Source organism: Phreatobacter stygius (genome assembly GCF_005144885.1).
Lineage (GTDB): Bacteria > Pseudomonadota > Alphaproteobacteria > Rhizobiales > Phreatobacteraceae > Phreatobacter > Phreatobacter stygius.
In genome coordinates this window covers 5349436-5368377 of sequence record NZ_CP039690.1, presented here as the reverse complement: position 1 = coordinate 5368377, position 18942 = coordinate 5349436, and the positions used below count along the sequence as shown (strand labels likewise).

Below are 18942 nucleotides of genomic sequence, written 5' to 3'. Positions count from 1 at the left end.
CCCAAATCTGCTTCGCCAATCAATTCGACGCAAAAATGTACGTCGCGCTTTGACGCAACCACCCTCACCCGGCCGCTGACGCGGCCACCCTCTCCCGCGAAGACGCGGGCGAGGGTTCACGCGCGCGTCGCATCATGCCCTATTCGCTATTCGCCATTCGCTATCTCGCTGCGATCAGCCGCCCCAACCGGCCAATGCCCGCGCTGATCGCCTCGTCGCCGGCGAGCGAGAAGCTCAGGCGAATGGTATTGCCGCCGGAGCCGTCGGCGTGAAAAGCCCGGCCCGGCACGAAGGCGACCCGTGCGGTCTCGATCGAGCGTGCCAGCAATGCCGCCCCATCCATGCCTTCGGGCAAGGTCAGCCAGATGAACATGCCGCCCTCGGGCCTGGACCAGGTGACGCCTTCCGGCATGTGGCGCTCGAGTTCGGCGAGCATGCGGTCGCGCCGGTGGCGATAGGCGGCGCGGATCTTCACGACCTGGGCGGCGAAGGCGTTTTCGGCCACGTGATGCATGGCCATCTGGTTGATGCTCGGGCTGTGCAGATCGGCCGCCTGTTTCATCAGCACCAGCTTGGCGATGACCGGCTTGGCGGCGCAGATCCAGCCGACCCGCAGGCCCGGCGCCAGGGTCTTCGAGAAGCTGCCGCAATAGATCGTGCGGGTCTTCTCGATGTCGCCATGCCTGGCGATGTCGAGCGCCAGGATCGAGGGCACCGCCTCGCCGTCGTAACGCAGTGCCTGATAGGCCGAATCCTCGATGACCGCGATATCGAGCTCGTCGGCGAGATCAAGCATCCGCTCGCGCGCGGCGCGGTCCATGGTCTCGCCGGTCGGATTGGCAAAATCCGGCGTCAGATAAGCAAGTTTCACCCGCCCGCCGGCTTGCCTTGCACCGTCGGCATAGGCCGCGGGCGTCACATTGCCGAGGCCGGGCGTCAGGCGGTCGTAACGCGGTTCGTAGGCGTTGAACGCCTGCACTGCGCCGAGATAGGTCGGCCAGGTCACCAGGGCGGTGTCATTGGGCGACAGCAAGAGCTTGCCGAGATAGTCCAGCGCCTGCTGCGAGCCCGAGGTGATCATCACATTGTCGATGCCGCAGGGGATGCCGATGCCGGCCATTTGCCCGACCAGCCATTGGCGCAACGGCGGAAAGCCCTCGCTGACCGAATATTGCAAGGCCACGCCGGCGCCGGCCTCGGCCAGCACCGCCTGATAGGCAAGGCGAAAAGCCTCGTCCGGGAACAGCGCGGGATCGGGGATGCCGCCGGCGAATGAAATGATGTCCGGCTGTTCCAGGAGCTTCAGCAGCTCGCGGATCTCGGATGCGCGCATTCTCTGCGCGCGGCTTGCAAACAAGGCGTCCCAGCCCATGGCGTCCTCTTGAGGTTTGTTGCGCGCACCATGATCCCTGCGACATATTATGTCAATAATGCTGACCTAATTGGCATGTCTGGCATTCGCTGGAGGCGGGGCCGGCCATCAGCTACGTGGCGAGCCGGTCGCCGCGCCCCAGGCGGCGATGCCGCCAGGCTTCCGCGGCCACGCCGCTCGGCGCCGATTGACGTGTCCGGCCAACGTCTTGCCCCGCCTGGTCAAGGTTCTGATTCAATGTCAGCCGCCGGCGCATCGAGCGGCACGGCCGACGACCCCGGATTGACCTGACCGATCGCATTGGCCTAGAAAAAGACCGACCGGTCGGTCTGACTCCCTGGAGCCGAGATGAAAGCCGTTGCGATCCCGCGCCACCTGCACGATGTCCTCGGAGAGTCCCAGACCGTCTTCGAACTCGTCGCCATCTTGGCCTTCGGCGTCGGCGCGACGGTCGCCCTGGCACTCGCCTGTCCCGAGGCGATGCAAGGCCTGCCGCTCTGGCGCAGCTTGCCGGCCCTGGCTCTCGTCCTCGACATCGCGGCCGGATGCGCCGCCAATTTCACGCGCGCGACCAACGACTTCTACGCCACCCGCCCACGCAACCGCTGGATCTTCATCGCCGTGCATGGGCATGTCGTCGTCGTCGCGCTGCTCGTCGGCGCCGACCTCCAGGCGGCGGTGGCAGTGTGGCTCTACACGATCGCCGCGGCGGCGCTCGTCAATGCCTTGAACGCCAGCCGCCTGCAGACCTTTGTCGCCGGGCTGCTGCTCGCCCTCGGCCTTGGCGCGATCCCCGTGTGGCCCGGCCTGTCGCCGTTCATGCAAGTCGTCGCGATCCTGTTCATGCTGAAGGTGGTCTTCAGCTTCGCCGTCGACCACTACCGCTCTGCGGCCCCGATCGAAGCTCGGCGGCCCTGACGGCGCCAGCGTCATTCCAGCCCGACGGACGTCGGGCACCAACCGAGCCATGGGCCCCGCAGCGGGCGGCATGGTTTTTCGCAGGCCAAGGACGCCATGACCGACACCCGGACCCGGATCATCGCATGCGCGTTCCGCCTTTTCCTGGAGCGCGGATACGAGGGCGCCAGCATGGCGGATCTGGTGCAGGCCAGCGGCCTGTCGAAGGGCGCCGTCTATCACCACTTCGCGGACAAGGACGCGCTGCACGACGCGACGATCCAGTATTTCATTCTGCGCTTCTTCGAGCCGGGGGACGGAACCGCCGGCGGGGCCGAGGCCACCCTTGACGCGGTCGTGCAGGATATCTGGTCGGGCTATGCGCGCCTGCTCGAAGCCATTTCCGCTGTGGTGCCTGATATCGGGGCCTATCACCGGTTTCTGTTCTCGATCCTGCCCAAGGTGAAACCCGTCATCGCGGCGCGGATCGGCGAGGCCCGCGCGCAGGTCGCGGCCGCCGCCCGCCGCGAGCAGGACAGAGGGCGGCTCACCCTCGCCCTGCCGCCAGACATCATTGCCGATCAGTGCCTTGGCCTGGTTGAGGGAACCGGCCTCCTCTGCCTGCTGGAAGGCAAGGACGATGTCGAAACCGCCTTCCGCAGGGTGATCGGAGGCTATCTGCGCGTCCTTCGCTCCGGCTCGGTGCCCGCTTAGGCCGCCTGTCGCCCGGCTTGCACCCGCGCACGCAATTCCTTGCACATTTGCGCGCCTCATGGCGCGCCGGCGCGCCGATCCGCCGGTGATCCGCCGGTGATCCGCCGTCCGGCCGATTGCACAGCCATCGAATGGGTCTTGACGCCTCGAAGCGACTGTAGATAATCGATTCACAGAACATCGTTTCGTCTACAAGAACACACACGAGGAAACACCATGCTGACCAGACGCATCGTCTCCGTCGGGGTCGCCGCGGCGGCGCTCACGAGCCCCTTCGTTGTCCGCGGCCAGAGCCCGATCCGCATGCGCCTGGCCCACGCCACCGCCGAGATCCATCCCGGCCATGTCGCGGCGGTGAAATTCAAGGAAGCGCTGGAAAAGCTCGTCCCGGGCCGGGTCAACGTCCAGATCTTCGGCAACCGCCAGCTCGGCGACGACAAGCAGAACCTCGAATCGGCCATCGCCGGCACGACGCAATTGTGCCTGGCGAGCGGCGTGCTGTTCCCGCTGGTCACCGGGCGCTCCGCGCTCAACGCCTTTCAGCTGCCGTTCCTGCTGAAGGACTATGCCCATTTCGGCAAGATGGCGGTGAGCGACATCGGCCAGAAGATCCTCGACGACCTCGCGCCCGCCGGCCTCGTCGGCCTCGAAGTCACCGATATCGGCCAGCGCCACTTCCTCTCGGCCACCCGCCAGGTGAAGAAGGTCGCCGATTTCACCGGCCTGAAGACCCGCATCGTGCCGGTGCCGCTGCACAAGTCGATCTGGGAGGCAGCGGGCACATCGCCCGTCGGCCTGCCCTATGGCGAGGTCTATGGCGCGCTGGAGACCAAGGTCATCGACGCGGTCGAGATCAACGTCTCGTCGATCCTCGGCGAGAACCTGTGGGAGGTCGGCAAGAACCTGACGCTGACGGGCCACTATCCCTGGCACGCCGTCATCGCCGCCAACAAGACCTTCTTCGACAGGCAGCCGGCCGAGATTCAAGCCGCCATGCGGGAAGCCGGGCGCAGTTCGACGCAGGCAGCGCTCGACTATGCCCGCGACCAGGACCTCTCGGCCCGCGACCTCCTGAAGGCCAAGGGCGTGCAGATCACCGAGCTCGAGGATCTCACCGCCATGCGCGAGAAGATGCGGCCGCTGATCGCCCAATATGCCGCGCAGTCGCCGCTGATCGCCGAATTCGTCGAGAAGGCGCAAGCCGCGGCGTGAGATCGACCGACGCCTTGCACGTCGAGGTGTCGTCCTTCGAGGCTCAGGCGTGAACCACCAGCCTCTACCTCTCCCCGACGGGCAGCGTGAACCACTGCCCGCCGACCTCCCCCGCCGGGGGGAGGTGAAGGGAGGTGGTTCACGCCTGAGCCTCGAAGGACGACCGACCTGAGTGCGAGGCCATCCGGCCCTATCGATCAAAGACCACGCTTGCCGCCCTAGACGCCCACGACCTCGCGGAAAAACCGACCATGACACCGCCAGACACATCGGCCGCGCCGCCGCGGAATGGCTTCGTGCAGCTCTATACCCGGGTCCTCTGGGCCTTTGCCGGCCTCTCCATGGCGGCGATCGTCGGCATCATGCTGGTCCAGGTCGTCGCACGTTACCTGTTCGGCGCCTCGCTGATCTGGGCCGAGGAGCTCTGCCGCTACATCCTGATCTGGCAGACCTTCCTGCTGATCGGCATCGCCTATAGCCAAGGCGAACTGGTGGCGCTCGACCTGATCGGCACGCGCATCGCGGGGCCCTGGCGCTTCCTGATCCGGCTGATCGTGTCGCTGCCGGTCTGCTATTTCCTCTATCTGCTGATCGAGACCGGCCTCGTCCATGCCGACCGGTTCAAATCCCAGACCATTCCGGCGATCGACTTCATCTGGGGCTCGCTCACCGGCCGGCCCGCCGGGCTGCCGGTCTGGTGGATCTATGTCTCCGTGCCGGTCGGCTCCGTGATCTTGCTCGCCCATATCGTGGTCGGCCTTGTCGACGAGGTCATCGCCTTGGCTCGGGGTGGCACCGGCGCCGCCCAGCCCCCGTCCTCAAACGCCTAGGCTCAAGCGATGTTCAGCTTTCTCGGTCTGTTCATGACCTTCCTGCTGCTGGGCGTGCCGATCTCGCTGGCGCTCGGCGTCGGCGGCATGCTCTATCTCGCCTTCACCGACAACTGGTCGCTGGTCGGCGCGCTGCCGCAGCGCATGCTGGCCGGTGTCGACCAGTTCGTGCTCCTGACCATCCCCTTGTTCCTGCTTGCCGGCAACCTGATGAATCTCGGGGGCCTGAGCGATCGCATGATCAAGTTCGCCAATGCCCTGGTCGGCCATATGAAGGGCGGCCTGTCGCTGGTGACCGTGCTCGCCAGCATCATGTTCGCCGGCATTTCCGGCAGCGCCATCGCGCAGTCCTCGGCCATCGGCTCGCTGATGATCCCGGCAATGGCGCGCCAGGGCATTCCGGCGGCCTATGGCGCGGCGCTGGTGGCGATGAGCGCGGTGATCGACCCGCTGATCCCGCCGAGCATCACCATGATCATCTATGGCGTGCTGTCCGGCGCCTCCATCGGGCAAATGTTCATCGCCGGCATCATTCCCGGCCTGCTGCTCGGCCTGTCGCTGCTTGGTTATGCCTATTGGAAGGCCTGGAAATACAATTTCCCGTCCATGCCGCGCGCCGACTGGGGCGAGCGCGGCCGCTCGCTAGTCGCGGCCATTCCGGCCCTGATGCTGCCGGTCATCATCGTCGGCGGCGTCAAGAGCGGCATCTTCACCATGACGGAATCGGCGGCTGTCGCGGTCGGTTATGCCTTCATCGTCGGCGCGCTGCATCGCGAGCTGACGATGAAGCGGCTGTGGGAGGCGCTGTGCACCACCGCCATCACCACCTCGGGCCTCCTGTTCATCCTGGCCATGGCGAGCATCGTCGCCTTCGCCCTGACCGTGGAGGAAGTGCCGACACGCTTCGCCGAGAGCCTGCTCAGCATCAGCGACAACAAGCTCGTCGTGCTGCTCATGCTCAACATCATGCTCCTGCTGCTCGGCAAGTTCCTCGAGCCGATCTCGGTGATGATCGTCACCATGCCGATCCTGATGAAGGTCTGCACGATGATCGGCATGGACCCGGTGCAGTTCGGCGTGATGGTCACCCTCAACGTGGTCATCGGCATGGTCACCCCGCCGGTCGGCGTCTGCCTCTTCGTGGTCTGCGCCATCGCCGGCAAATCGGTGATCGAGGTCAGCCGCGAAGTCCTGCCGATGTTCTTCATTTGCCTCGTGCTGCTGGCGGTGGTCGCCACCATTCCCGCCGTCACGCTGGCGCTTCCCCACCTCATGCTCGGCGCGCGCTGAGCGGCGGCGCCGGAGAGGAGACCCGTCATGACCGAAAGACCCCACCCCTCCGCCTTCCGCCGGCGTTTCGCCGCCGGCAATCACCTCATCGGCACCTTCATCAAGACGCCGGTGACCCACACGGTCGAGATCATCGGCGCGCTCGGCTTCGACTTCGTCGTCATCGACGAGGAACACGCGCCGTTCGACCGGGTGACCATCGACGGGGCGATCCTGGCGGCGCGCGCGGTCGGCAGCGCAGCCCTGGTCAGGGTCGCCGAGCCGACGCCGGCGAAGATCCTGTCGGTGCTCGACGACGGCGCCACCGGCATCCTGGTGCCACATGTCGCCTCGGCCGACAGGGCGCGCGAGGTCGTGGCCTCGGCCCGCTATCGCGGCGGAAAGCGCGGCTTTTCCAATTCGCCGCGCGCCGGCGGCTATGGCGCCCGACCGCTCTGGCAACACATCGAGGCGGCGGACGCCGAGGTCACCGTCATCGGCATGATCGAGGACCCGGAAGCGCTGGATCAGCTCGACGCCATCCTTGCCGTCGACGGCCTCGACGGCGTGTTCATCCGCCGCGGCGACCTGACGGTGGCGCTCGGTGCCGCCGGCCCCGACGCCCCCGAGGTCCAGGAGGCCTGTACGAAAATCTTCGCCGCCGCCAAGCGGGCCGGAAAGCCGGTCTGCATCATGGTCGGCGGCGCAGCGGAAGCCGCCGCGTTCCAGGCGCGCGGCGCCTCGGCCTTCATCGTCTCGACCGATCTCGGCTTCCTGCGCACCGCTGCCACCAAGGCGCTCGCCGAGGTCGCCGCGCTCGCCCCTGCCTGATCCATCGTCTCATAGCCAACTGGAGGTTCCCGCCATGGCTCAGCCGTCCACCCTGCCCACTGTCGTCCCCTGCCCCAGCTTCACGCCCGACCGCGCCGCCGATATCGCCGAACTGCTGGTCGGCGCCGTCGACCTGCATTGCCACAGCGGCCCGGCCGCCATGCCGCGCATCCTCAACCATCACGAGGCGCTGATGGACGCGGCCGCGGCGAAATTCGCAGCCGTGCTCTACAAGGATCACTTCTATCCCGGCATGGCCCATGCCCAGATCCTGGAGGGCCTGTTTCCGGATACCGGCGTGAAGCTGTTCTCGGGCGTCGCCCTCAACAATGCGGTCGGCGGGCTCAACCCCTATGCGGTCGACCACGCCATCAAGCTCGGGGCCAAGATCGTCTGGATGCCGACTTTCGCGGCGGCCAATCACATCAACGCCTATTCGGCCAAGACCTTCCCCAAGACGGCGCAGAAAATGCTCGACCCGACCGCGCTCAGCGTGCTCGACGGCAACAAGAAGCTGACCGACGACACCTTGCAGATTCTCGACCTGATCGCCGAGGGCGACATCATCCTGGCCGGCGGCCACCTGCATGTCAGCGAATTGTTCGTGCTGTTCGAGGAGGCCCGCAGGCGCGGCGTCGGCCGACTGATGGTCAACCACCCGAGCTATGTCATCGGCTGCAGCGACGAGGACATCCGCGGCCTGGTGGCGCTCGGCGCCACCATGGAGCACTCGATCTGCATGTTCGTCGAAAGCCGCGCCAAGCAGCACGACATGGACGATCTCGCCCACCTGATCGAGGTCGCCGGCGTCGACCGCACCATTCTCGGTTCGGATCTCGGCCTGACCCAGGCGCCGCGCCCGGTCGACGGCTACCGGATGATCGTCGACCAGATGCTCGACCACCAGATCTCGCGGGCGGATATCCGCAAGATCACCTCGACCAACGCGGCGAAGCTGTTGGGGATCGCGGTGAATTGAGGGGCGGACGAACCAACCCTCCCCAGCGAAGCGCAACCAACCCTCTCCCATTGGGGGCTACGACATTCACACATCGTGGGTTGCGAGGAGGATGCGGCTCTGATTCCTTGATCCGCAGATAGCGGGAGGAAGCAGATGCAGGAGCATGGGCTGGGGCGGTTTGGCGACCGCCGGCTGGAAAAAGGGGGGTCTTTTTGCACCGCCGGCTGGTCGAGTGGGGTGGTCGTGGCATTCGGATTCGGCCGCTGGGCGGCAACCGGCGAGGCGAGATGCGCCTGACCCGTTTGCTGCGCAATCCGGCGGTGACGGTCGAAGAGATGGCGGCGACGGCGCAAGAGCGCACGGCGGAACGGTGTATCGGCCGGCCGGTGCTGGCGATCCAGGACACCACCAGCATCAAGTCGAGCGGCGGCGGCGGGCTTATGTTGCATGCGATGATCGCGGTGGATGCCGAGGACGGCGCCATCCTGGGGTTGGCGCATGCTCAATTCATGAGCCGCGACAAAGGCTTGCGTGGGGAGCGGAAATCCCGCCCATTGGCGGCGAAAGAGAGCCGGCGCTGGCTGGAAGGGGGCGAAGACGCGGCCAGGATCGGGGCGCTGGCTCGTAGCGTGACGGTGATCGCCGATCGCGAGGGCGATATCTTCGAGGCCTTTGCACGACGCCCGAAGGACATCGAGCTTCTGGTCAGGGCGGCCCAAGATCGCAGCCTCGGCGATGGCGGTCTGCTGTTTGCCACCGTGGATGCCTTGCCTGAGGCCGGCCGGACCCTGCTGGACCTGCCGGCCAAGCCCGGCCGCAAGGCGCGCCAGGCGCGACTGGCGGTCCGCTTCATGGCGGCGCAATTGGCACGTCCCAAGGCCGGCACACCAGGACTTGAGGCCCTGCCGGCGAGCGTCGGCATGACGCTGGTCGATATCCGCGAAGTCGATCCACCGGCGGGCGAGCCGGCGGTTCACTGGCGGCTCTTGATCTCGCGCGCGGTCCGCGACATCACCGAAGCCCTGGCGGTGGCCGAGCTCTACCGGCGTCGTTGGGCCATCGAGCAGTTGTTCCGCACCCTGAAGACCCAGGGCTACGACATCGAAGGCCTGCGCATCGCCGAGGATGTGCCCCGTCTCAAGCTGGTCATGGCAGCGCTGGTGGCCGCGGTCAGCGTCCAGCAACTCGTCCATGCTCGTGACGGCGCATCGCCTCAGACCCCGCTCAGGCCGCTCACCGATGCCTTCCAGCCGGAAGATCAGCCCTTGCTCGAGGCGCTCTCGGCCAAGCTGGAGGGCAAGACCCAGCGGCAGAAGAATCCACACCCCAAGGGCTCGCTCGCCTTTGCCGCCTGGGTTTGCGCAAGGCTCGGTGGCTGGACCGGATATTACGGCAAGCCTGGCCCGATGGTCATGCTACAGGGCTGGCTATCCTTCTACGATGCCAAGCAGGGATGGGACGCTCTCGCCCAGGCAAAAGATGTGTGAATCTAGTAGCCCATTGGGGGAGGGGTGATTCATCAGAGCCCCCAGGACGCCCCGCCATGCATGTGCTCATCGTCCATGCCCATCCGGAGCCGGCTTCGTTCAACGGCGCGCTCACCCGCCGCGCCGTCGAGGCTTTGACCGGCGCGGGCCATACCGTCACCGTCTCCGACCTCCATGCCGAGGGTTTCGATCCGGTGGCCGGCCGGCACGACTTCACCGAAGTCGCCGACGCCCATCGGTTCCATTATCAGACCGAACAGGCCCATGCGGCGAAGACCGGAACCTTCTCGGCCGAAATCACCCGCGAACAGGCGCGTGTCGCCGAAGCTGACCTGCTGGTGCTGCAATTCCCGCTCTGGTGGGGCAGCCCGCCGGCCATCCTGAAAGGCTGGTTCGAACGGGTGCTGGCCTATGGCTTCGGTTATGTCGACGGCGCCCGTTTCGACAACGGCCTGTTCCGCGGCAGGCGGGCGCTCATGTCGGTCACCACGGGCGGCACGCCGGAGCGCTTCTCCGAAGGCGGCAGCTATGGCGAAATCGGCCGGGTGCTCTATCCCGTCGAACATCTGATGCTGGCCTATATGGGCTACGAGGTCGAAGAGCCCTTCGTGGCCTATGGCGCGCCGCGCATCAGCGCCGAGGCGCGCATGGCCTGTCTCGACAGTTTCGAGCAGCGCCTCATCGCCGCCGCCGCCAAGCCGGCCGCGCCGCTGGCCAACCTGCACCTGCGCGAGACCATCACCGACGCCGCCTGGGCACGCCAGGCCTGACCCGCCCCCCCGTCGCTCCTCGAACGGAGTGTCCGATCGATGCGCAGGATATCCGGAGTGGTCACCATGGTGCTGCAACGCAGCCTGACGTCGATGAAAACGATGATGAACCTCGGCTTCCATGCCATGCGGCGCAGCGGTGCCGAGGCTCGCCCCCAGGCCCGCGCCGAAGCCGCACGCCGCGACGAAGAGCAGGACCGCATCATCATGAGCCAGTGGCCGCGTTGAGCGATTGCCTGATCCGGTCAGGAGCAGGCCGGGCCTGATTCAGGTGCCGCGGCAAGGTGAGTTGCGATCCATTCCCTGACGATGGCGGCGGCTCGCCCGGGCCTTCCGCAAATGACGGGACGGGGTGCGAGGGTTGGTCTCACAGCCAAGGCGACAACGCGCTATGATGCGCCGCCTGCCGCCCCGCGCCCTTGAGGTTCGCGCCGCCATGACCAAACCCGTCCGCACCACGACCTTGCCCTCGGGCGCCGCCATGCCGGCACTCGGCCAGGGCACCTGGCACATGGGCGATCGGCCCGGCCGCCGCAGTTCCGAGATCGCCGCGCTCAGGCTCGGCCTCGACCTCGGCATGACGCTGATCGACACCGCGGAGATGTATGGCGACGGCGCCGCCGAGGTGCTGGTCGGCGAGGCCATCGCCGGGCGGCGCAACGAGGTGTTCCTGGTCAGCAAGGTGCTGCCGCACAATGCCACGCGACGCGGCACGCGGGCGGCCTGCGAGGCGAGCCTCAGACGGCTCGGCACCGACCGGATCGACCTCTATCTGCTGCATTGGCCCGGCAGCGTGGCGCTGGAGGAGACGATCCAGGGCTTCGAGGACCTGACCGCGTCGGGCCGCATCCTGCATTGGGGGGTCAGCAATTTCGACGTCGAGGATATGAAAGCGCTCGATGACGCCGCCGGTGGCGACGGCGTCGCCGCCAACCAGGTGCTCTACAATCTCGCCGACCGCGGCATCGAGTTCGACCTGCTGCCCTGGTCGGCCCGGCACGGCTTGCCGGTCATGGCCTATTCGCCGATCGAACAGGGCCGGCTGCTGATGCATCCGGCGCTGAAGACCATCGCGACGCGCCATGCCGGTGCCACGCCCGCACAGGTCGCACTGGCTTTCGTACTGCGCCACGACCATGTCTGCGCCATTCCGCAAGCCGGCACACCCGCCCATGTCGCCGAAAATCGGGCGGCGCTCGACCTTGTCCTGACCGAGCAGGACCTCGCCGATCTCGACCGCGCCTTTCCGCCGCCCAAGGCGAAACGTCAGCTGGCGATGATCTGAGCGTCAGACGCTCAGGTCACGCTCTTCTCGAAACATTTGGCGTCGCCATCCTCCTGCTCCGCCGCATGCTCGGCGGAGCGGTCCGGCAAGGCGATCGCCGGCCCGGTCCTGGCCGCCCGGATCGGCGGCGTCGCGGCCGCGGTCATGCGGCGCATCGGCAGATGCGTCCCAGGTCGCGCGGCCGGAACATCCTGAAGGCGTTGCATGACTGTCTCCTCTCACGGTTCGACAGTGCATCCGGGGCTCGGCACGACAGGTCTGGCCCCGAAGGCTCGACACCGAAGGCTTGGCACCGAAGGCTTGGCACCGGGGCATGGAATGCCCTTCAAGACGTGAACCCGCTGGCACAACGAAGGTTGCGCCTCGCCGGCACATCGGCCCACGGCCCCGCAGCTCCAGCCATCTTATGCCGATACGCAAGCCGCGGCCAGTTGGACCGGCCGCACGAGACATTGACGAGTCGCGTCAGGCTGTTGGGCCGATGGCCGCAGGTGGTCGTGTCCCGACTGGTGGTGTAACTGACGGGTGGTCATCGGCGGTTGCCGGTTAGGTTTGGGTTGCGACGACCAACCCCGAACCGAGAGATCCACCGATGACCGACGAGATGATGAACCTGCGCGGGCTGCTGGAGAAGAGCCCCGACGCCGATTTGCTGCGCGAGATGATCGGCTTTGCCGCCGGGCGGCTGATGGAGCTTGAGGTCAGCGGCCTTGCCGGCGCCGGCTTCGGCGAGAAGAGCCCGGACCGCCTGGCCCAGCGCAATGGCTATCGCGAGCGGGATTGGGAGACCCGCGCCGGCACGGTCGAGCTGCGCATCCCGAGGCTACGCAAAGGCTCCTACTTTCCGGGCTTTCTGGAGCCGCGCCGGCTGGCCGAGAAGGCGCTGACCGCGGTGATCCAGGAGGCTTACATCCAGGGCATCTCGACCCGCTCGGTCGATGACCTGGTCAAGGCGATGGGCATGAGCGGCATCTCGAAGAGCCAAGTCAGCCGGCTCTGCGAGGAAATCGACCAGCGCGTCCATGCGTTCCTCGACCGGCCGATCGAGGGCGACTGGCCCTATCTGTGGATCGACGCGACCTATGTGAAGGTCCGCCAGGCCGGCCGGATCGTCTCGGTGGCGGTGATCGTGGCGGTCGGTGTAAGCGGCGACGGTCGGCGCGAGGTGCTGGGCATGGATATCGGCCCCTCCGAGGCAGAGACGTTCTGGACGGCGTTCTTGCGCAAACTGGCCAGACGCGGCCTGCGCGGCGTAAAACTCGTCGTCTCCGACAGCCACGAAGGCATCAAGGCGGCGGTCTCCAAGGTGCTCACCGCGACCTGGCAGCGCTGCCGCGTGCACTTCATGAGGAATGCGCTCGCCCATGCCGGCCGCAGCGGGCGGCGCGTTGTCTCAGCCTTCATCGCCACCGCTTTCGCCCAAGACAATGCAACGGCCGCCAGCCAGCAATGGCGCCGGGTCGCCGACCAGCTCAGGCCAACGGTGCCGAAACTGGCGGCTCTGATGGATACCGCCGAGACCGACGTGCTGGCCTATATGACCTTCCCGACGCAACATCGGGCGAAGCTCCACAGCACCAATCCGCTGGAGCGCGTCAACGGCGAGATCAAGCGCAGGACCGAGGTGGTCGGCATCTTCCCCAACGAGGCCGCCATCGCCCGGCTCGTCGGCGCGATCCTGCTCGAACAGAACGATGAATGGGCCGTCCAGCGGGCCCGCTACATGACCCTGGAAACCATGGCCGGCCTGAGCGATGATCCTAGTGTCGGCCTGCCAGCCGTGGCAGCCTGACCAGCCCGGCCTATGCCGGCGATCGTGGGGCCTTGCGCCAGCTACACCACGCTACGGGACATGACCCCGCAGGTTCCGATTCAGGTTGAGCGTGCCACCGGCAGGCTCCAGCCCGCCGGCCGGTTGACTCTACACCGCCCGTGGGCGACGCCGTAGCACCCCTAACGGAAAGCCCAAGCCTTTGGTCCACAACGCCGATGCTTTCGACCCCGCCTTCCGGTCCGAGCTCACCCGCCTGCTCACCTGGCGGCGCGACGTCCGCCACTTCCTCGGGCGACCGCTGCCCGAGGGGGCACTTGCCCGGCTGGTCGGACTTGCGGCGCTGGCGCCGTCGGTCGGCCTGAGCCAGCCCTGGCGTTTCGTCAGCGTCGAGGCGCCCGAGCGGCGCGCCGCGATCCGCGCCGAATTTGCCCGTTGCAATGCCGAGGCGCTGGCCGCCGAGCCGCGGGAGCGTCAGGCGCTTTATGCCCGGTTGAAGCTGGAAGGCCTTGACCAGGCACCGGTTCATCTCGCCGTTTTCGCCGATCCGTCGACGCCCCAGGGTCATGGGCTCGGCCGGCGCACCATGCCGGAAGCACTAGCCTATTCGGTGGTCATGGCGGTGCATACGCTGTGGCTCGCGGCTCGCGCCGAAGGCATCGGCATGGGCTGGGTCTCGATCCTCGATCCGGCCCGGGTCGCAGCCGTCCTCGATGTGCCCGATGCCTGGCAGTTCATCGGCTATCTCTGCCTCGGCTACCCGGCGGACGAGCATGAGGTGCCGGAGCTCGAACGCCGCGGCTGGGAGCGCCGCGCGCGCCAGACCCTGCTCAGCCGGTAGCGCACAAAAAGGCCCCGCCGCAAGAGACGACGGGGCAGTCAATGGAGAGTGTGGGACGACCCGGCCCGCGCGGCCGATAATGGACGCGACTGGGGGCGGCCGGGGGTATCCCGATAATGTAACGCGCAGCCTGCGGGAAGGTTCCAGGGAGCGAATGGCGAGTAGCGAATTGCGAATGGGGCATGATGCCGAGAGCGCAGTGTGCGTAAACCCTCGCCCGCTTGCGGGACGACACCTCGCCCATCATTTCGACCCGGAACGCACGGCGCGCATTGACGCAGCCACCCTCACCCGGCCGCTCCGCGGCCACCCTCTCCCGCGAAGGCGCGGGCGAGGGTTCGCGCGGCCCTGTTCGCCGGGCTGCGCTTCCCCAATCCCTATTCGCCATTCGCTACTCGCGCTGCCCCATTCGCCCTACCCTACTTCCTCGCAGCGGAACCCCTCGCCCCAGCGCTTGATCCGCCCGACCGAGGGTGACGGGAAATGGGCGGTGCAGCAGAGCGTCTCGGTATCGCAATAGCGCTCGAGGAAGCTGCGCCGGGTGACCGCGGCCGCCGCCTGGTCGACGTCGAAGCGGATCGACAGTTCCGGATGGCGCGCCTGCAGCGGCGAGTGGATCAGGTCGCCGGTCATGACCGCTTCGTCGCGGCCGCGGCCGAAACAGACCGCGGCATGGCCGGGCGTGTGGCCCGGCGTCGGCAGGAGGCGAACATGGTCGCCGACCTCATGGTCGCCGCGCACCAGCTCGGCCCGGCCGGCTTCCATGACCGGCAGCACGCTGTCGCCGATCGCCGGCAGCGGCGTCCTGGCATGCTGTTCGGTCCAGTAGCGATATTCCTGTTCGCTGAACAGGTAACGCGCCCGCGGAAAGGTCGGCACCCAGCGATCCTTGTCCAGCCGGGTGTTCCAGCCGACATGGTCGGCATGCAGGTGGGTGCACATGACAAAGTCGATGTCGTCGACCCGAAGGCCGACGGCGGCAAGACCGCTGAGATAGGTGTCGTCGGTCTTCTGGTGCCAGCCCGGGCGGGTCGGCCGGTGCTTGTGGTTGCCGATGCAGCTGTCGACCAGAATGGTGTGGTGCGGCGTGCGCACGACGTAGGACTGGAAGCAGAGGATCAGCACGCCCTCGGCGTTCATCGCCTTGGGCTGGAGCCAGGAGCGATTTTCCTCGAGCCGCGCCGGGGTCAGATCTGAACCGCCCCGGGTTTGCCGGAGGCTCCCAACTTTGAGAGATTGGAGCCATGGGCAAACAAGGACAAGTGAAGCACTCATCCGAAGTGCGGGAGCGGGCGATCCGAATGGTTCGCGAGCATCAAGGTGAGTATGGCTCGGAATGGGCAGCGATCTGCTCGATTTCGGGAAAGATCGGCTGCACGGCAGAGACCTTGCGGCGATGGATCCGTCGAGCGGAGCAGGATGAAGGTGTTCATGCCGAGCCGACAAGCGCGGATCCGGCCCGGATCAAGGAGCTTGAGCGTGAGAACCGCGAGTTGCGCCAGGCGAACGAGATTCTTCGCAAGGCATCGGCTTATTTTGCCCAGGCGGAGCTCGACCGCCTGTTCAAGCGATGAAGGCGTTCATTGACGAGCATCGCGCGGAATATGGGGTCGAGCCGATCTGCAAGGTGTTGCCGATAGCCCCTTCCACCTATTGGGAGCACGCAGCGCGTCGAGCCGATCCGCAGCGGCGGTCGCAAAGAGCGCGCCGGGACGAAGCGCTTTGCGCTCAGATCAAGCGGGTCTATGCCGAGAACTTCTCGGTTTACGGCGTGCGCAAGGTTTGGCTGCAGCTGGTGCGGGAGGGCTATGAGGTGGCCCGCTGCACGGTCGCCCGCCTGATGAAGGGGCTGGGCCTGCAAGGGGCTCGTCGGGGCAGAAGCGTGAAGACGACGGTCAGCCATCCGACGGCGCCTTGTCCGAGCGACAAGGTCAATCGCAACTTCCGGGCGGATCGGCCCAATGCCCTGTGGTTGTCGGACTTCACCTATGTCTCGACAGGGGGCGGCTTTGTCTATGTTGCCTTCGTGATCGACGCCTTTGCCCGCTTCATTGTTGGCTGGAAGGTCTCCCGATCCATGCAGACCGCCTTCGTGCTCGACGCCCTGGAACAGGCTCTTCAGGCGCGTCGACCGCTCAAGCAAGGCGGCCTGATCCATCATTCCGATCGAGGGGTCCAAGGCGGATTCAAACGGTCGTCGCAACACCGATTGTGTTCACTCATGGCAGTAACGCGTCAAGCGCCTCTGCCGGCGTTTTCCAGCCCAGCGTCTTTCTCGGTCGGGCATTGAGGACCGCTGCCACGGCGGCAATCTCATCGGCGCTGTGGATGCTCAGGTCGGTGCCTTTCGGGAAGTACTGACGCAGCAGCCCATTGGTGTTCTCGTTGGTGCCGCGCTGCCATGGGCTTTGCGGATCGCAGAAGTAGACCTGGACACCCGCATCGATTTTGAGACGATCGTGCTGGGCCATTTCGGCTCCCTGATCCCACGTCAGCGAGCGACGCAGTTCTTCGGGCAAGGTGATGATGGTGCGCGCGATCGCATCGCGCACGGCCTCAGCTCCGTGTCCCGCGAGCGCTGGCCCGTTCTTCGTGCGAGGAGCTTCGCCGTGCCCCGCGAGGCGGGGCAGATGCAGCAGCATCGTGAAGCGCGTTGTGCGCTCGACCAGCGTGCCGATCGCCGAGCTGCCAAGACCGAGGATGAGGTCTCCCTCCCAGTGGCCAGGCACCGCTCGATCGGCTGCTTCGACGGGGCGTTGACTGATCATGATCTCGGGCGAGACAAAGCCCTTGCCTCGCCTGCGGACGCGCGCCCTTGGCACCCGCAACACGCGTCCTGTTCGCAAGCAGGCCGTCAGTTCGCGGCGCAGCACCCCCCGGCCCTGAACGAAGAGGGCCTGATAGATGGCTTCGTGGCTGATACGCATCGTCTTGTCGTCCGGGAAGTCGATCGGCAAGCGCCGGGCAATCTGCTCCGGACTCCAGGCCCTTGCCCATCGCCGATCCTTTCGCGGGCCATGCCGGCGGCCCTTCCACGGAACGGCAGGACCTGGAACGGAAACGCCGCTCGGAGCCACGACGACGCCGGCAAGTCTCTCCTCCACATAGGTGCGCAAGGTTGTGTTGAGCGCAAGCTTGGTCGGTTTGGGCCGACGGGCCGATCGATCCGCATGCCACTGGGCAGTCGTCGCCCGATACTCCAACCCGCCGCTGCGCGTGGCTGCGTTGCGCCGCAGTTCACGGGAGATTGTCGAGGCGGCTCGCCTCAGGCGGCGCCCGATCTCCTGCATGGAATGGCCCTGCACCCTAAGAAGTGCGACCTCTTCACGCTCCACCAATGACAGGTAACGACCAGGCGGCTTTGCCGAGGATCTGAACATTGCTGGTGGCATACCGCCCGCCTTTCGGAACCATCTGGTTCCTACAGGCTGCGACACTCCGGCTTCGAGAGCAGCATCTTCGCTGCTCAGCCCCGCGGCGATCGCCCGCCAGAATCGAATCTGTTCATCGCGCCCCGCCAAAGGCGGCCGTCCTGGTGAAGGTAATGGCGCTCGTCCAGACCGTGCCGATCGCCGCTTTCGGATGCTCATCGCAACCTCCAACTTCAGAGTGTTGCGACGACCGTTTGAATCCGCCCAATATGTTGCCATCAAATATACCGATCGCCTGAAGGAGGCAGGCGTTGAGCCATCGGTTGGCAGTGTCGGCGACAGCTACGACAATGCCTTGGCGGAAACCATCAATGGGCTCTACAAAGCCGAGCTCATCCATCGTCGCGGCCCCTGGCGCGGCATGGCAGACGTCGAGATCGCGACGCTGGAATGGGTTGATTGGTTCAACAATCGAAGGCTTCTTGAACCAATCGGCAACATCCCTCCCGCCGAAGCCGAAGCGCGCTTTTGGGCGCAAACCACCGAGCACGCCAGAGCCGCCTGACTCAAATGAAACAGCCTCCGGCAAACCCGGGGCGGTTCAGATCCGGCATCACCTCGAGCGCCGAAAAGAACGGCACCTCCTGCTCGATGATGCGGTGAACGGTCATGTCGGCCAGTCTGAAGCTTGTCGTCATGGATTGGGTTCCTGCGAGCCGGCCGGAGGTTACACGGGAACAGCGAATGGCGAATAGCGAGTAGCGAATGGGGATGATGCGCGGAGCACGGTGACCAATCCTGCGACGAGGCGCCGCGCTTCCCGCATCATCCCCATTCGCCATTCGCCACTCGCCGTTTCCCCCTCACACCTTCCGCACGACCACGTCCTGCGTCCGCAGCGGCCGGCCGCCGGCCGAATAGAGCGCCAGGCGGCGAACCTCTTCGCCGGTCTCGGCGTCGCGCATGGTCGAATGCGGCTCGCCGGGGGCGTAGAACGACGCCTCACCCCATTGGCGCAGGGCCACCATGACCAGGAACAGGCCGCGGCCTTTCTCGGTCAGCACGTAGCGCTGATAGGCGCTGCCTTCGGCCGCCGGCTCGACGGCCAGGATGCCGCGGGCGGTGAGCGTGCGCAGCCGCGCCGACAGGATGTTCTTGGCCAGCCCCAGGCTCTTCTGGAATTCGCCGAAACGGCTCAGCCCGTCGAAGGCGTCGCGGATGATCATCAGCGACCACCAGTCGCCGATCGCGTCCAGCGAGCGGGCAACCGGGCATGGGTCGGCTTCGAGACACTTGCGTTTCACATCTGCCCCCTGGCGCGCGGCGCAACG

General features: G+C 66.4%; 18 protein-coding genes, 3 pseudogenes and 1 other annotated feature. Of the genes and pseudogenes, 15 read left to right on the top strand and 6 right to left on the bottom strand.

Annotated features, from left to right (window positions below; all coding sequences use genetic code 11):
* Positions 1–160: 160 nt before the first annotated feature.
* A complete protein-coding gene (locus E8M01_RS25315; protein WP_136962691.1) occupies positions 161–1372 on the bottom strand; it encodes an aminotransferase-like domain-containing protein in 1212 nt (403 codons plus the stop codon).
* A gap of 348 nt (positions 1373–1720) precedes the next feature.
* Between E8M01_RS25315 and E8M01_RS25310 the strand changes: the two genes are divergently transcribed.
* The 11 genes from E8M01_RS25310 (at position 1721) to E8M01_RS25265 (ending at position 11628) form a co-directional block, all read left to right on the top strand.
* Positions 1721–2290 (top strand): hypothetical protein, encoded by a 570-nt coding sequence (locus E8M01_RS25310; RefSeq protein WP_136962690.1) that lies wholly within the window; start codon positions 1721–1723, stop codon positions 2288–2290.
* Positions 2291–2386: 96 nt separating this feature from the next.
* Positions 2387–2983 (top strand): TetR/AcrR family transcriptional regulator, encoded by a 597-nt coding sequence (locus E8M01_RS25305; RefSeq protein ID WP_136962689.1) that lies wholly within the window; start codon positions 2387–2389, stop codon positions 2981–2983.
* 216 nt (positions 2984–3199) lie between these two features.
* Positions 3200–4195 carry a TRAP transporter substrate-binding protein gene (locus tag E8M01_RS25300; RefSeq protein ID WP_136962688.1) on the top strand — a complete coding sequence of 332 codons (996 nt, stop codon included), beginning with the start codon at positions 3200–3202 and terminating at the stop codon, positions 4193–4195.
* Positions 4196–4446: 251 nt separating this feature from the next.
* Positions 4447–5025, top strand: a complete 579-nt coding sequence (locus E8M01_RS25295) for a TRAP transporter small permease (RefSeq protein WP_136962687.1) — start codon at positions 4447–4449, stop codon at positions 5023–5025.
* 9 nt (positions 5026–5034) lie between these two features.
* Entirely contained in the window at positions 5035–6315 is a 1281-nt protein-coding gene (locus E8M01_RS25290; RefSeq protein ID WP_136962686.1) for a TRAP transporter large permease, read from the top strand.
* A gap of 27 nt (positions 6316–6342) precedes the next feature.
* On the top strand, positions 6343–7125 hold the full coding sequence (locus E8M01_RS25285) for an HpcH/HpaI aldolase family protein (protein WP_136962685.1): 783 nt from the start codon (positions 6343–6345) through the stop codon (positions 7123–7125).
* 34 nt (positions 7126–7159) lie between these two features.
* Positions 7160–8104 carry a DUF6282 family protein gene (locus E8M01_RS25280; protein WP_136962684.1) on the top strand — a complete coding sequence of 315 codons (945 nt, stop codon included), beginning with the start codon at positions 7160–7162 and terminating at the stop codon, positions 8102–8104.
* 269 nt (positions 8105–8373) lie between these two features.
* Complete coding sequence (locus tag E8M01_RS25275) at positions 8374–9573, top strand: IS4 family transposase (protein WP_136958680.1); 1200 nt, start codon at positions 8374–8376, stop codon at positions 9571–9573.
* Between the two features lie 56 nt (positions 9574–9629).
* Positions 9630–10343: an NAD(P)H-dependent oxidoreductase gene (locus E8M01_RS25270; RefSeq protein WP_170182069.1), complete on the top strand. Its 714-nt coding sequence runs from the start codon at positions 9630–9632 to the stop codon at positions 10341–10343.
* A gap of 66 nt (positions 10344–10409) precedes the next feature.
* The gene (locus tag E8M01_RS35135; protein ID WP_170182068.1) at positions 10410–10571 is read left to right on the top strand and encodes a hypothetical protein; all 162 of its coding nucleotides are present in this window, start codon (positions 10410–10412) and stop codon (positions 10569–10571) included.
* 208 nt (positions 10572–10779) lie between these two features.
* Positions 10780–11628: an aldo/keto reductase gene (locus tag E8M01_RS25265; protein ID WP_136962682.1), complete on the top strand. Its 849-nt coding sequence runs from the start codon at positions 10780–10782 to the stop codon at positions 11626–11628.
* Positions 11629–11639: 11 nt separating this feature from the next.
* On the opposite strand, the gene E8M01_RS25260 is transcribed toward E8M01_RS25265, so the two are convergent.
* On the bottom strand, positions 11640–11834 hold the full coding sequence (locus E8M01_RS25260) for a hypothetical protein (protein ID WP_136962681.1): 195 nt from the start codon (positions 11832–11834) through the stop codon (positions 11640–11642).
* 386 nt (positions 11835–12220) lie between these two features.
* On the opposite strand from E8M01_RS25260, the gene E8M01_RS25255 reads away from it, so the two are divergent.
* Together E8M01_RS25255 and bluB are read left to right on the top strand one after the other, a co-directional pair.
* Positions 12221–13420, top strand: a complete 1200-nt coding sequence (locus tag E8M01_RS25255) for an IS256 family transposase (RefSeq protein WP_136958628.1) — start codon at positions 12221–12223, stop codon at positions 13418–13420.
* 181 nt (positions 13421–13601) lie between these two features.
* Positions 13602–14240 carry a 5,6-dimethylbenzimidazole synthase gene (gene bluB / locus E8M01_RS25250; RefSeq protein WP_136962680.1) on the top strand — a complete coding sequence of 213 codons (639 nt, stop codon included), beginning with the start codon at positions 13602–13604 and terminating at the stop codon, positions 14238–14240.
* Positions 14241–14654: 414 nt separating this feature from the next.
* On the opposite strand, the pseudogene E8M01_RS25245 reads toward bluB, so the two are convergent.
* Positions 14655–15431, bottom strand: a pseudogene (locus E8M01_RS25245) (MBL fold metallo-hydrolase); the annotation flags it as partial.
* A 53-nt stretch (positions 15432–15484) separates the two neighbouring features.
* Here E8M01_RS25245 and E8M01_RS25240 point away from each other — a divergent pair.
* Positions 15485–16419 (top strand): annotated as a pseudogene (locus E8M01_RS25240) (IS3 family transposase); the annotation flags it as partial.
* Positions 15769–15885, top strand: a sequence feature (AL1L pseudoknot). Its footprint overlaps the pseudogene before it by 117 nt.
* Before the next feature lie 40 nt (positions 16420–16459).
* Here the strand turns inward: E8M01_RS25240 and E8M01_RS25235 are convergent.
* Entirely contained in the window at positions 16460–17830 is a 1371-nt protein-coding gene (locus tag E8M01_RS25235; protein WP_211596664.1) for an IS30 family transposase, read from the bottom strand.
* Between the two features lie 46 nt (positions 17831–17876).
* Between E8M01_RS25235 and E8M01_RS25230 the strand changes: the two are divergent.
* Positions 17877–18176 (top strand): annotated as a pseudogene (locus E8M01_RS25230) (integrase core domain-containing protein); the annotation flags it as partial.
* A 1-nt stretch (position 18177) separates the two neighbouring features.
* On the opposite strand, the gene E8M01_RS35780 reads toward E8M01_RS25230, so the two are convergent.
* Both E8M01_RS35780 and E8M01_RS25225 read right to left on the bottom strand, forming a co-directional pair.
* Entirely contained in the window at positions 18178–18309 is a 132-nt protein-coding gene (locus tag E8M01_RS35780) for a hypothetical protein (protein WP_281287804.1), read from the bottom strand.
* A gap of 165 nt (positions 18310–18474) precedes the next feature.
* Positions 18475–18915 carry a winged helix-turn-helix transcriptional regulator gene (locus tag E8M01_RS25225; RefSeq protein ID WP_425467682.1) on the bottom strand — a complete coding sequence of 147 codons (441 nt, stop codon included), beginning with the start codon at positions 18913–18915 and terminating at the stop codon, positions 18475–18477.
* Positions 18916–18942 lie beyond the last annotated feature (27 nt).

Bases quoted from the DNA above. Each gene is read 5' to 3' on its own strand.
- E8M01_RS25315 (WP_136962691.1), bottom strand. From the start codon at position 1,372: ATGGGCTGGGACGCCTTGTTTGCAAGCCGCGCGCAGAGAATGCGCGCA.
- E8M01_RS25310 (WP_136962690.1), top strand. From the start codon at position 1,721: ATGAAAGCCGTTGCGATCCCGCGCCACCTGCACGATGTCCTCGGAGAG.
- E8M01_RS25305 (WP_136962689.1), top strand. From the start codon at position 2,387: ATGACCGACACCCGGACCCGGATCATCGCATGCGCGTTCCGCCTTTTC.
- E8M01_RS25300 (WP_136962688.1), top strand. From the start codon at position 3,200: ATGCTGACCAGACGCATCGTCTCCGTCGGGGTCGCCGCGGCGGCGCTC.
- E8M01_RS25295 (WP_136962687.1), top strand. From the start codon at position 4,447: ATGACACCGCCAGACACATCGGCCGCGCCGCCGCGGAATGGCTTCGTG.
- E8M01_RS25290 (WP_136962686.1), top strand. From the start codon at position 5,035: ATGTTCAGCTTTCTCGGTCTGTTCATGACCTTCCTGCTGCTGGGCGTG.
- E8M01_RS25285 (WP_136962685.1), top strand. From the start codon at position 6,343: ATGACCGAAAGACCCCACCCCTCCGCCTTCCGCCGGCGTTTCGCCGCC.
- E8M01_RS25280 (WP_136962684.1), top strand. From the start codon at position 7,160: ATGGCTCAGCCGTCCACCCTGCCCACTGTCGTCCCCTGCCCCAGCTTC.
- E8M01_RS25275 (WP_136958680.1), top strand. From the start codon at position 8,374: ATGCGCCTGACCCGTTTGCTGCGCAATCCGGCGGTGACGGTCGAAGAG.
- E8M01_RS25270 (WP_170182069.1), top strand. From the start codon at position 9,630: ATGCATGTGCTCATCGTCCATGCCCATCCGGAGCCGGCTTCGTTCAAC.
- E8M01_RS35135 (WP_170182068.1), top strand. From the start codon at position 10,410: ATGGTGCTGCAACGCAGCCTGACGTCGATGAAAACGATGATGAACCTC.
- E8M01_RS25265 (WP_136962682.1), top strand. From the start codon at position 10,780: ATGACCAAACCCGTCCGCACCACGACCTTGCCCTCGGGCGCCGCCATG.
- E8M01_RS25260 (WP_136962681.1), bottom strand. From the start codon at position 11,834: ATGCAACGCCTTCAGGATGTTCCGGCCGCGCGACCTGGGACGCATCTG.
- E8M01_RS25255 (WP_136958628.1), top strand. From the start codon at position 12,221: ATGACCGACGAGATGATGAACCTGCGCGGGCTGCTGGAGAAGAGCCCC.
- E8M01_RS25235 (WP_211596664.1), bottom strand. From the start codon at position 17,830: ATGAGCATCCGAAAGCGGCGATCGGCACGGTCTGGACGAGCGCCATTA.
- E8M01_RS35780 (WP_281287804.1), bottom strand. From the start codon at position 18,309: ATGACGACAAGCTTCAGACTGGCCGACATGACCGTTCACCGCATCATC.